Here is a 12,604-nt window from a genome sequence, read left to right as displayed (position 1 = left end):
CCTACCTCGGTCCGCGCTAGCCGATTGCCTTGGCCGCGCGCAGACGCGCCAGTTCGTCAGCGCTGAAACCCGCCGCTGCAAGGACCTCGGCGGTATGCTCGCCGAGCAGCGGCGGACGGCCGACCCGCCCAGGCGTCGCCGATAGCTTCACGCCGAGTCCGGTAGTTTTGATTTCCCCGTGCACCGGATGGGCCAGGCGGAGCAGCATCTCGCGCGCCGCGGTCTGCGGATGGTTGAACATCTCCTCGATCGTCAGGATCGGGCCGGCTGGGATGCCGCTGAGGTTGAACAGCTCGATCCAGTGATCAGCCGGATAGGCCGCCAGCGCATGGTTGATCTCGGCGGTCAGCGCCGCGCGGTTTTTGATTCGATGGCCCAGCGAGTCGAAGCGCGGGTCGCTGACAAGCTCGGGCCGGCCGATTACCTCGGCCAGCATGCGCCACATCGCATCGTTGCCGCAGGCGATATTGAACGGACGATCGGCCGCCACATGGACGCCGTGCGGAGCGGAGAGCGGATGGTGATTGCCGGCGGGGCTGGGCGTACGCCCGGTGTCGAAATAGATTCCCGCTGACCAGGTCAGCACGCTGACAATCGCTTCGAGCAGCGAAGTCTCGACGCGCTGGCCGCGGCCGCTGCGAGCGCGCGCGTGGAGCGCGAGCAGGATGCCCTGGGCGGCGAAAATCCCACCGAGCAGGTCGCAGATCGCGATCCCGACCCGCAGCGGGCCGCTTTCCTCCGTTCCGGTCACGCTCATCAGCCCGGAGAACCCCTGTGCAATCTGGTCGAAACCCGGGAAATCGCGCATCGGGCCGCTCGCGCCGAAGCCCGAGACCGAGCAGGTGATGATGCGCGGGTTGCGCGCCGCTAGTGCGTCGTGTCCCAAGCCCATCGCCTCCATCACGCCGGGCCGGAAGTTGTCAATCACGACGTCGGCATGATCGACGAGGCGGAGCACAACGTCCCGACCAGCAGGATGCCTGACATCAATCTGGACGCTCTTCTTCGAGCGGTTGGTGCTCATGAAGAAGTAGCTGTCCCTGCCGCTGTAACCGCCCATCTCGGCGCGCGCGCCAATCACCGGCTCGATCTTGAGGACTTCGGCGCCGAAATCGCCGAGAATTTGCGTGCAGAACGGTCCCGCCAGGTAGCGGGTCAGATCGATCACCGTGATTCCGGCAAGCGGGGCGGTTGCCTCAGGCATTGTTGACCCACCTCATCTCGGACGTGCGGCACTCAATTCCAGCACGACCATATAGGAGGCCAGGCGCGGGCGAAAAGGGGACCGTTTGGAAGCCTCCCGATTGGCGACGCCTGGCACGGCAGGTGCTTATCGATCTGGCTGTGGGCCGCGATACTTCCGGCGGGTGCACGCGCAAGAACTCAAGCTTATCCGAGGACGAAACCGCCTTAAGCAAAAGGCGTCTTAGTGTATAAGTAAGAGGACGGTTTCAAGCCGTCCGCGCCCGTCGGATAGGCCTCCGGATTAATAATGACTTTTCCCCTATCCAAGACCGCCCGCAGGCTCGTGATGGTCGTTGTGCTGGGCCTGGTCGCCGCAGCCTTCTACCTGCTGCGCCGCGACGGCGGCGAAACCCGCTACGTGACCGCAGCAGCGACGCGCGGTCCGGTGGTCCGCAGCGTGAGCGCGACCGGCACCGTCAACCCGGTCATCACGGTCCAGGTCGGCAGCTACGTGTCCGGGCCGATCCAGGCATTGTACGCGGACTTCAATTCGCCGGTTAAGGCGGGCCAGCTGATTGCCAAGATCGACCCGCGCCCGTTCCAGGTGAAGGTTGATGAGGCGCGCGCGGCGGTCGCCAACGCCCAGGCACAGCTTAAGAAGGACGAGGCCGACCTCGCCTACAAGAAGCTGAGCTGGGAGCGCAACGAGCGGCTGGCACGGGAAAACGTCGTCTCGCAGGACATCGCGGACAACGCCCGCAGCGTTTATCAGCAGGCCGTGGCGCAGGTGGCGCTGGACAAGGCCAACATCCAGAACCAGCAGGCGCTTTTGCAGGAGGCCGAGGTCAACCTCAACTACACCAACATCATCTCGCCGGTTGACGGCACGGTGGTCTCGCGCAACGTCGACGTTGGCCAAACCGTCGCCGCCAGTTTCCAGACCCCGACCCTGTTCCTGATCGCCAAGGATCTGACCCGGATGCAGGTCGATACCAACGTCAGCGAATCCGACATCGGTGGCGTCCTTCAGGGCGCGACCGCCAGTTTCAAGGTTGATGCCTTCCCCGACCGCACCTTCGCCGGCACCGTGGGCCAAGTGCGCCAGGCGCCGATCACGGTACAGAACGTCGTCACTTACGACGTGGTGGTCAACGTGCCCAACCCCGAGTTGCTGCTCAAGCCCGGAATGACGGCCAACGTGACGATCGTTATCGCCAAACGGGATAATGTGCTGCGTGTGCCGGTCGAGGCGCTGCGCTTTTCTCCACGTGGCGCCGAGCGAACCGCGACCGGCGCGTCCGGTCTCGCGCTCGTCGACCGCGGCGCTACCAACCGCGAGGATGCGGCCGGCGCCGGCCATGAGCCGGCGGGCGGCGCTGCGGTCGGCTCGGCCGAGCCAGTCGGCAACGCTGCACGCGTATGGAAGTTCGACGGCGGACGGCTGATCCCAGTCGCGATCCGCACCGGGCTCGACGACGGGGTCAACGTCGAGGTGCTGGGCGGCGACCTGCGTGAACGCGATAGCGTGGTGGTTGACGAGACCGGCCCCAGCGTGCGGCCGAAGACCACCACGCTGCGCTTTCCGCATTAGGCTTGCCAAGCCGCGATGTCGAAGGTCATCGAAGTCGCCGGCGTCACCAAGACCTACCGGGTGGGTGAGGTCGAGGTGCGTGCGCTGCGCGGGGTGGACCTCTCGATCGAGGCGGGCGAGTTCGTCGCCATCATGGGCGCGTCGGGCTCGGGCAAGACCACCCTGATGAATATCCTGGGATGCCTCGATCGGCCCGACAGCGGCCGCTACCTGCTGGAAGGCGTGGACGTGGCGGCGCTCGGCGACGAGGAGCTGGCCGCCGTACGCGGCCGGCGGATCGGTTTCGTTTTCCAGAATTTCAACCTGCTCGCGCGCGCCAGCGCGCTGGAGAATATCGAGCTGCCGCTGTTCTATTCGCGATGGAGCGCCGAAAGCGAAAGGCGCGCCCGCGAGCTGCTCACGACTCTGGGTCTGGCCGGTCGCGAGAGCAACCATCCCAATCAGCTCTCTGGCGGCCAGCAGCAGCGCGTCGCGATCGCGCGCGCGTTGATCAATCGGCCCGCGATCCTGCTCGCCGACGAACCGACCGGCAACCTCGACTCGGCCACCTCGGTCGAGATCATGGAGTTGATCCGCCGGCTCAACCACGAACAGCGGATCACCGTGATCGTTGTCACCCACGATCCCGATATTGCGGCCTACACCGACCGCGTCGTCACTTTCCGCGACGGCCATATCGTCTCCGACGAGCGCCGCACGGCGCCAGCATCGGGCGCAGCGCCGGCGACCACAGCGCCCGCCGGCGCTTCACGCAGCGCCGAATTCGCGTCCGGCGGCGCGCGCGGCGAGGCGTGGTCATTCGCCGCGATGGCGCTGGCGGCGGCGGCGCGGGCGCTGCGGCGCAACAAGATGCGCGCGGCGCTGACGATGTTGGGGATCTTTATCGGGGTGGCGGCGGTAATTGCGATGGTCGCAATCGGCGATGGCGCGCGTTACGCGGTGCAGCAGCAGATCCAAAGCCTCGGCACCAACATGCTGGTGGTGCTGCCCGGTGCGACCACTTCCAACGGCGTGCGTGCCGGGCTTGGCAGCACTTCGACCCTGACAGTGGCCGACGCGCGCGCGATCCGCAAACAGATACAAGCGGTTTCCGCGGTCAGTTACGCGGATCGTCAGGTCGCGCAGGTCGTATACGCCGATCAGAACTGGAGCACCAGCATCAACGGCGTTACTCCGTCCTACCTCACGATCCGCGACTGGCCGGTGGTCCGCGGGCGCGGCTTTACGGTCGAGGAGACCCATACCGCGGCGCCGGTATGTCTGCTCGGCCAGACGGTCGCCAACAATCTCTTCGGCCAAGGCGTTGACCCGATCGGGGCGACGATCCGAATCAAAGGCTTTCCGCTGCGTGTGATCGGCGTGCTCGGCGTCAAAGGCCAGTCGAACTGGGGCCAGGACCAGGACGACGTGGTGCTGATGCCCTTCGATACCGCCGAACGTAAGGTGCTCGGCGCCTCGCAGGTCAGCGCAACCATACCCGCGACCACGACCGGCGCGAGTAACCCGGTGCTCAACCCGTATGTCGGAGTGCCAACTACCAACGCCAACAGCACGGTCTACCAGTCGGCCACCACCATCATCAGCCCCTTCGGCAGCCCGCCCAAGATCTCCGGCATCGTCAACATGATCTACCTTAAAGCTGACAACGCTCAGGACGTGGCCGCCGCGCAGGCCCAGGTTACCCAGCTGCTCCATCGCCGGCACAATATCCCGCCCGGCCAGGACGACGATTTCACCGTGCGCAGCCTGAGCGAGATCGCGCAGGCCTCCGAGAGCGCAAGCCGTGTGATGACGCTGCTGCTGGCCGCGGTGGCGTCGATCTCGCTCATCGTCGGCGGTATCGGGATCATGAACATCATGCTGGTCTCGGTCACCGAGCGCACGCGCGAGATCGGGATCCGGATGGCGGTTGGGGCGCGCCGCGTGCATATCCTGCTCCAGTTCCTGGTGGAGGCGGTGCTGCTGAGCGTGCTCGGCGGCGGGGCGGGCGCGCTGTTGGGCATCGCGGTCTCGGAGCTTATCTCGGCGCTCGCCGGATGGCCGACGCTGGTGTCGCCGGCGGCAGTCGTCGGCGGGTTCGTTTTCTCGGCCGCGGTCGGCGTCTTCTTCGGTTACTATCCGGCGCGGCAGGCCTCGATGCTGCGTCCGATTGAGGCGCTGCGCTACGAATGACATAGCCGCGGCGCGGGTGTTACGATGCGCTATCTCGGCGCGCGGAGGACACGGCTGTGCCAGTGATGCGCATCGGACACGTTTCGGTCCGGGTGACCGACCTCGAAAAAGCCCGCGACCACTACGCCAACGTCGTCGGCCTCTACGAAACCCATCGCGACGCTGACGGCACGACCTGCTACAAGGCGTGGGACGAATGGGATCGCTACAGCCTGATCCTTACGCTTGGCGAGAAACCCGGCGTGAACTATATCGCCTACAAGGTCGAGCGCGACTGCGACCTCGACGCGATCGGTGAGAAGGCGTCAGGGGCGGGCGCCGCGGTCGAGCTGCTGCGCGCCGGCGCAATCCCCTTCGTCGGCCGCGCGCTGCGCATCGCGCTGCCCTCCAGCCACAAGCTGGTGCTGTTCGCCGAAAAAGAGGCGGTCGGCAAAAACGTCGGCACGCTCAATCCCGACCCGTGGCCGGACGATCTGAAGGGCGCGGGCGCGATGCATCTGGACCACTGCCTGCTGGTTGCGGAGATCGAGCCGGCGCAGGGGATCAATCGGGTCGCCGACACCTGCCGCTTCTTCATCGAGGTTCTGGGGTTCCAGCTCACCGAGCAGGTGATGGTGGGGCCAGGCAATTCGATCCAAGCGGGCGCGTTTCTCTCGTGCTCGAGCAAGCCGCACGACATCGCGATAATCGGCGGTCCGCGCCCGGGCTTCCATCACTTTGCCTATTACCTGGATAGCTGGAACGACGTGCTGCGCGCGGCCGACGTGATGTCCAAGCACAGGGTCAAGATCGACGTCGGCCCGACCCGTCACGGAATCACCCGCGGGGCGACCATCTACTTCTTCGATCCGGCGGGCAACCGCAACGAGACCTTCGCCGGACTGGGCTATTTTGTTACCCGGGACATGCCGACGATCACCTGGACCGAGGACCATCTGGGGCCGGCGATCTTCTACCACGGCCGCGCGGTCAATCCCGCCTTCACCGAGGTTTACACCGACGCCACGTGAGCGAGGGAGTTCATTCCTTCATGTCCAGGAGTTTTGTCCCGGCGGGGGGGCGGAGGACGGTCGAGAGCTTCCTACTGACATCCTGTTCCGCGTCGTCCTCATCTTCGCTTCCATCGATTAGTCAGTCGCTGGCTCCGTCGCCAACTCGTTTATGGCAGCCTCACCTGGAGCGAGAAGATCAGGGCTTAGCTTCAGCACCTTGTTGAATTCGTGGAGCACAAGCACGCTTAGGAACGGCAGTTCCGAGGTGTGATCGATCGGTCCGACGCTCGCGATTCCCATCGCGAGGAAGTTGTTGTTGTCGATCAAATCTTCCTTGTAGGGGCCGTGCGGCTTCTTGCGGACGAAGTAGGAGTAGGCGACGTCGGAATTTACCCGAGTCACCACCGAATCCTGCGCCAGGGATACCAGCGTGACGGGGAATCTCGGCACGAAGTGATAAGTATCGGCGGCAACAATCTGGGCGTACAGCGGATTCGTCGGGTCGCGATTCATCAGCGCCTGTGCGTAGGTATCAGTCATCAGCGGCGTCACCGCATTGTTGCTGGTGCTCCATCCGGTCTGGGTTGCCAGCGCGTACGCGAGCGTAAGCACCACCGAGTCATACGGCGTGGGGTTCTGAGGCGCTGTGAAATAGAGTCCGTCGAGATTGTCGCCCGCGCCGCATTCGCTCGTCCCTGACGGGCAGTTATAAAACTTGTCGGCCAGGATTTCCGTCGGCACCACCCCGGAGTAACTTCCGAAGCTGAGCACCAGGTACGCGCTCAGATAAGGCTTGCTCAATGCCGAGACGGTCGGATTCAGGGAGAACCACGGATTGTTTGTGCTCGAGATATTGTCGAACAGGTAAGGCAAGCCGGTGCCCGACAGATCGAAGAACCCCGACATCGGCGCGGCCTTGCGCAGCTTGACGTTTAGGACCGACTCATAGCGCGGATTGGCCTGCATCAGATGCGCCGCCCGCAGTGCATATGCACCGCCTTCGGAATAGCCCGTGATCAGGAGCGGCAGCCGCCGCTTGATTTTGTACGCCGATCTGAGGTAAGCGCGCGCCGCCTTAAGCATCGCCATTCCGCTCTGCGCGTTCTCGCGCGGATAAATCACGTATGGATGCACGTGCGCGAGGTCATCGCCAAGCCCGATGTAGTCGGGCATCACCACTATGTATCCCTGCGAGGCCCATACCGCTGCCATCAGGATACTGTCGGTGTATCCGGCGATGGTATCAGTCGGCGTGAAAGTCGAAGGGACGTTGCTGCGCTGGACGGTTGTGCCGTGAAAATAAAGAATGATTCCCTTCAGGCGGCGGTGTGCGATTTCCGGGATTTCGATCCCGCCTGAAACCGTAACCGGACTGCCATCAACGTTGATCGCGCCGTAGTCGATTTTGACCGCGTCGATCGCTTCAATTCCAAGTGGATTGTTACCGATCGGATTCGCATTCAGGTTGAAGTTCCCGAATTCGGGAACATCGAGATTGGCGATGTTGGCTGCGCACTCCTGACTGGTTAACTGATTGCAGATGAGTTGAGCGTAAAAGCTGTCCAATCCGACCGAGCCGGGCGTCGTCGCCGTCGGGTAAGACGTAACAGGCTGAATGCTGATGAGGTCGCCTTCGCCATGGGTACGGTCGAACGGGAAAGGATAGCTCGCGTAGGACTTTCCCCCGCACGCCGTAATCAGAACCGCAACCAGTGCTATCGTGGAAAGAACCGCTCGACTAGGCGCCCACCGATCACATCCGGATCCGAATTCCACCCTGGTTCCCCCCGCGTATGCTTCATTCTTTACTCAATTATCCCAAACGGTTCGTTTTCGAGGCCAAAGCAGATTTTCATAAACATCTGCGGATTGGCAAGCGCAAAGAATCATCCCGGTTTTGGCTCTGAGCAAGGTTGCATGGGGCGGAATAATCAGCGCGCGAAGTGCTCCTCCGCCAGCGGTAACAACGGCCCCCCAAACGACCGCAAGCCGTCCGCCACTCCGCACCGCGCTGGCTCTATTTCTTTTCCTGGATGCCGCCGCCGAGATCGGGCTTGTCCGCGAGCTCCGAGGCCGGGCGATACTGCGCGCTCGGCTTGACCGGCGGGTTGCGCGAGGGGTCGATGTGCGGCAGACGAGAGCCGCGCCTGGCGGCGGCGTCGATCAGCGCCCGATCGGGACGCCACGGCTCGTCCTCGGCGTTGCGCACGAAGGTGCCGCGGAAGTCGTAGCGCATCCAGTATACCACGCGCATCGCAGCGCCTGCCGGGTCGTCCTTCAGATGCGTGTACAGCCATCGTTCGTTGAAGCGCACGCCGTTTTCCTCCTGCGTGCGCGGCTCGTCGAGGCTGCCGTCAGTGCGATCGGGCGTGCCGAGAAGCGCGACGATCGCATTGCGCGCCGGCGCCCGGTCGCGCTGCGGGCGGTCTTCGCTCATACCTCGAAGCTCTCCGGGAAGGGGCATCGATGCTCGGCGATGTGCGCTTCGAAATCGGGGCGGAACTGGTTAAGGAAGGCGCGCGCCGCCCACGACGCGCCGTCCGCGAGCGCGCAAATGCATTTGCCGTCCATAAACGCGCAGCAGTCGGCGAGCGTCTGGAGGTCCTGCGGCTCGCCCTCGCCGCGCTCGATCCGGCGCAGCATCCTGTAGGTCCACCCGGTGCCCTCGCGGCACTGGGTGCACTGCCCGCAGGATTCATGCTCGAAAAACCGCGCGACCACCAGCGCCGCACGCACCATGCACGTGCGTTCGTCCATCACGATCACGCCGCCGGTGCCGATGAGCGTGCCGGCGGCGCGCAGCGATTCGTGATCCATCGCGACATCGATCTGGTCGCCGCGCAGCACCGGCATCGAGACGCCGCCGGGGATCACCGCCTTTATTGGGCGCCCGCCAGGTACGCCGCCAGCGTAATTGTAGATCAGGTCGCGCAGTCGCACGCCCAGGCGCAATTCGAAAACGCCCGGGCGGTTGACGTGCCCGCTCACCCCGAACAGGGTGTGGCCGGCGGCGTTCTTGACGCCCTCGTCGAGAAACCATTGCGCGCCGCGCATCACGATCGTGGGCACGTGCGCGAGCGTCTCGACGTTATCGACCGTGGTCGGCTGGCCCCACAGCCCGGCGGTCGCAGGGAACGGCGGGCGCTTGCGCGGCTGCCCCTTCTTGCCCTCCATCGACTCGAGCATCCCGCTTTCCTCGCCGCAGATATACGCGCCGGCGCCTTGCTGGATCGTGATGTCGAAGCGGCGGTTGAAGCCGAGCGCGCGCTCGCCAACGATGCCGGCCCGGTAGAGCTCGCGGATTGCCGCGCTCATCCGCTCGAAGGGCTCGACGTACTCGCCGCGGATATAGATGAAGGCGGCGTCGGCCTCGATCGCCATCGCGGCGATCATGATCCCCTCCAGGGGCAGGAACGGGTTGCGCTCCATTAGCTGGCGGTCCTTGAAGGTGCCGGGCTCGCTCTCGTCGGCGTTGACCGCGAGATAACGCGGGCGTCCGTCACGCGGCGGCATGAACGACCACTTGAGCCCGGTGACGAAGCCGGCCCCGCCGCGCCCGCGCAGGTTGGCCTCGCGCACCAGCGCGACCAGGTCCTTGGGCGCCATCTCGCTCGCCTTGCGGACCGCCTGGAACCCGCCGTGCGCGCGGTACTCATCGAGCGTCAGCCAGCACTCGTCGGCGCGCGGCAGCAGGTAGCCGACGACGCCGTCGCCGACGCGCGAGATGATCGGCGCGCCCCGGCGCGCGGCGCGCGCCGCCTCGGGCGAGGCGAGCAGCGAGGCCGTGTACTCGGGCGTGACGTTTTCCAGGTACGGATTGCGGTTGACCTGGATCACCGGCGCGGTCGCGCACGAGCCGAGGCATTCGACCTCGACGATTGCGAAGCGGCCGTCGGCGGCCGCCGTGCCCGACTTGATTCCGAGCCGGCGCTCGAGCTCGCGCACGACGCCGCGCGCGCCGCGCAGGCAGCAGGGCAGGTTGGTGCAGACCTGGAAGACCGCCTGGGCGCGCGGCAGGTTGTAGAGCGAATAGAACGAGGCGACTTCAGCGACCTCGTTGGCGCGCATCGCAAAGATCGCCGCCAGCTCGGCGAAGACGCGGCCGTCGAGCCCGCCCAGCTCATCGCGCGCCAGATGGAGCGCCGCGAGCAGCGCGCCGCGCGGATTGGGAAAGCGCGCGATCTCCGCGCGGATCTTCGTTTGCGTTTCGCAAGACAGACCCATTGCACTTCGCGGCCGCCGCTCAGCGGTCGCACTCGCCGCCGATCATGTTGATCAGGTCGAAGGTCGGCACCACGTCGGCCAACATCCCACCCGTGATCATTTTCTCCAGCGCCGACATGTTGGAAAAGCTCGGCGAGCGGCAGCGGCATTTGTACGGCTTGCCGGTGCCGTCGCTCACGATGTAAAAGCCCAGCTCGCCGTTGGCGCCCTCGACCGCGTGATAGACCTCGCCCGGCGGCACGATCCCGCCCTCTGTGACCAGCTTGAACTGGTCGATCAGCTCCTCCATTCGGTTGAACACGCGCCCTTTGCGCGGCCATCGCATCCGCGGGTCGTCGCAGTTGACCGGGCCGTCGGGAATCTTCTCCAGGCACTGCATGATCATCCGGCGGCTCTGGCGCAGCTCCTCCAGCCGCACCAGGTAGCGATCGAAGTTGTCGCTGTGCTGGCCGACCGGAACATCGAAGTCCAAATCTCCGTACACCAGGTACGGATGGACGCGGCGAACGTCGTAGGGCACACCGCCCGCGCGCAGCAGCGGGCCGGTGACACCATGCGCAACCAGCTCGGCTGGCGCCATGTAGCCGGTGCCCTCGACGCGCTCGCGGAAGACCGGATTCTCCGTCAGCAGCTTGTCGGCGTCCTCGAGCAGCCGAAGCGAGCGGTCGAGCCGCTCGGTCGCGAAGCTCGTGAAGCCCGCGGGCAGGTCGGCAAGCACGCCACCGATACGGATGTAGTTGGTGGTGACGCGTGCGCCGCACAGCGCGTCCAGCAGGTCCATCATCAGCTCGCGCGCCTCGAGTAGGTAGAGAAAAGGCGTCATCGCGGCGAGCTCCAGCCCCATCGCGCCCAGGCACAGGTAATGGTCGCTCATGCGCGAGATCTCGCCCGCGATCACGCGGATGAAGTCGCAGCGCGGCGGCGTTCGCAGATCCAACAGCTTCTCCACGGCCATGCAGTAACCGATGTTGTTCAGGATGGGCGAGCTGTAGTTGAGGCGGTCGGTGTAGGGGATGTTCTGGTAGTAGTAGCCGCTCTCGCACTCCTTCTCGAAGCCGCGATGGAGAAAGCCGACCTGGATGTCGGCGCGCGCCACGCGCTCGCCGTCGAGGTCGAGCACCATCTTGACCGTGCCGTGGGTCGCGGGATGCGACGGCCCGAACTGCAGCCGCATCGGCGGCGTGTGCAGGTCGGACTGGGCCGGCGGTGCGGCAGGCGCTTCAGTGCGGGCGGCGCGGTTGGTTGGCTCCTGGTCCGGCATAGGGCTGAATCGGCTGCTCGTCGTGCTTGGCGTAATCCTTGCGCAACGGATGGCCGACGAACTCGTCGTAGAGGTAGATGCGGCGCAGGTCGGGATGGCCGCTGAAGCGGATGCCGTAAAGGTCGAAGGTTTCGCGCTCCAGCCAATTGGCGCCGGGCCACAGTTCGCTCAGCGTCGCGATCGTCGGGTCGTCGTCGGGCACCCGGCATTTGACGCGGATACGATGGAGATGGCGGGTGGAGACGAAGTGATAGACCACGGCGAAGCGCGGCTCGCCGCCGCGTGCAGGGAGGTTGACGCGGTGGCGCCATTCGCCGCGCCGGCGAATCAGGTTTTGCCTGCGGTCCCAGACCTCGGGCGCGTTGCGGAAATCGTCGGGCTGACCGAAGTAGTCGATCGCGGTGATGTCGAGCAGCATGTCGAAGGCGAGTTCGGGCGAGTCGCGCAGCATCCGCGCGGCCGCGACGATGTTCGCGCGGGCGACGTGGATGCGCTCGTCGCCGCGAAAGCTGCGATGCTCGACGACCAGCGCTCCGAGCCGCGCGATCACCGCCCGGAGCAGCGCGGAGGGCTCGGGGAGCGCCTGCGCCTTGGCGGGTTTCTCTTCAGGGGCGGTCATATTGGTTGCGCAGAAAATCCAGCCGTGTCCTGAGCTGCGCCTCCGGCACCAGCAGATCGGCTTTGTGCCAAAGCGAGCCGCGTCGCGAGTAGCTGGCGATCTCGACCTGCCGGCTCATCACGATCGCCTCCTCCGGACAGGCCTCCTCGCACAGGCCGCAGAACATGCATCGCGACATGTCGATATCGAACACCTCGGGGTAGCGTTCGACCTCATCGGCGGTCTCGGCGGGGTAAATCGTGATGCAGGTGGTCGGGCAGGCCCATTCGCACAGCCCGCATGCCACGCAGCGCTCCTTGCCGTTTTCCATCTGCACCAGCACCGGCATCCCGCGCATCGCGGGCGGCTGGACGAAGCGCTGCTCGGGAAAATGAATCGTGAAGTCCTGGCGGCCGCGCATGAAGCCGAACAGGTTGCGCATCAGGTGGAGCGAGGCCACCCACAGTCCGACCAGCACTGCCCATAGCGAGCGCGGGCTGACGAGCGCGGGCGCCGGCCGTGCGACTGTTACAACTCGTACCGCCATCAGCTATCCATCAGCACGCGCCGGTCGCGCGCGC

The 12,604-nt window shown here is 65.3% G+C and carries 10 protein-coding genes; 3 read left to right on the top strand and 7 right to left on the bottom strand.

The window, feature by feature from the left end; all coding sequences use genetic code 11:
- Positions 1-16 precede the first annotated feature (16 nt).
- The gene (locus tag VFB33_02390; protein ID HZO80516.1) at positions 17-1,204 is read right to left on the bottom strand and encodes a CoA transferase; all 1,188 of its coding nucleotides are present in this window, start codon (positions 1,202-1,204) and stop codon (positions 17-19) included.
- A 288-nt stretch (positions 1,205-1,492) separates the two neighbouring features.
- Between VFB33_02390 and VFB33_02385 the strand changes: the two genes are divergently transcribed.
- The 3 genes from VFB33_02385 to VFB33_02375 all read left to right on the top strand — a co-directional run bounded on the left by VFB33_02385 (position 1,493) and on the right by VFB33_02375 (position 5,958).
- Complete coding sequence (locus tag VFB33_02385) at positions 1,493-2,776, top strand: efflux RND transporter periplasmic adaptor subunit (GenBank protein HZO80515.1); 1,284 nt, start codon at positions 1,493-1,495, stop codon at positions 2,774-2,776.
- Between the two features lie 15 nt (positions 2,777-2,791).
- A complete protein-coding gene (locus tag VFB33_02380; GenBank protein HZO80514.1) occupies positions 2,792-4,948 on the top strand; it encodes an ABC transporter permease in 2,157 nt (718 codons plus the stop codon).
- A gap of 65 nt (positions 4,949-5,013) precedes the next feature.
- Entirely contained in the window at positions 5,014-5,958 is a 945-nt protein-coding gene (locus tag VFB33_02375; GenBank protein HZO80513.1) for a catechol 2,3-dioxygenase, read from the top strand.
- A 117-nt stretch (positions 5,959-6,075) separates the two neighbouring features.
- Here VFB33_02375 and VFB33_02370 read toward each other — a convergent pair whose 3' ends face one another.
- The 6 genes from VFB33_02370 to VFB33_02345 all read right to left on the bottom strand — a co-directional run bounded on the left by VFB33_02370 (position 6,076) and on the right by VFB33_02345 (position 12,570).
- A complete protein-coding gene (locus VFB33_02370) occupies positions 6,076-7,716 on the bottom strand; it encodes a lipase family protein (GenBank protein HZO80512.1) in 1,641 nt (546 codons plus the stop codon).
- A gap of 241 nt (positions 7,717-7,957) precedes the next feature.
- Positions 7,958-8,377, bottom strand: coding sequence for a hypothetical protein (locus VFB33_02365; GenBank protein ID HZO80511.1), 420 nt, complete (start codon positions 8,375-8,377; stop codon positions 7,958-7,960).
- On the bottom strand, positions 8,374-10,164 hold the full coding sequence (gene nuoF, locus VFB33_02360; GenBank protein HZO80510.1) for an NADH-quinone oxidoreductase subunit NuoF: 1,791 nt from the start codon (positions 10,162-10,164) through the stop codon (positions 8,374-8,376). Before nuoF ends, VFB33_02365 begins: the two co-directional genes overlap by 4 nt.
- A 19-nt stretch (positions 10,165-10,183) precedes the next feature.
- Entirely contained in the window at positions 10,184-11,425 is a 1,242-nt protein-coding gene (locus VFB33_02355; protein ID HZO80509.1) for an NADH-quinone oxidoreductase subunit D, read from the bottom strand.
- Positions 11,385-12,044: an NADH-quinone oxidoreductase subunit C gene (locus VFB33_02350; protein HZO80508.1), complete on the bottom strand. Its 660-nt coding sequence runs from the start codon at positions 12,042-12,044 to the stop codon at positions 11,385-11,387. Before VFB33_02350 ends, VFB33_02355 begins: the two co-directional genes overlap by 41 nt.
- Complete coding sequence (locus VFB33_02345; protein HZO80507.1) at positions 12,031-12,570, bottom strand: NADH-quinone oxidoreductase subunit I; 540 nt, start codon at positions 12,568-12,570, stop codon at positions 12,031-12,033. Before VFB33_02345 ends, VFB33_02350 begins: the two co-directional genes overlap by 14 nt.
- Positions 12,571-12,604 lie beyond the last annotated feature (34 nt).

It is taken from the genome of Candidatus Binataceae bacterium, assembly GCA_035650475.1.
Taxonomy (GTDB): Bacteria; Desulfobacterota; Binatia; order Binatales; family Binataceae; genus JAKAVN01.
This window is presented reverse-complemented; position numbering and strand designations above follow the sequence as displayed.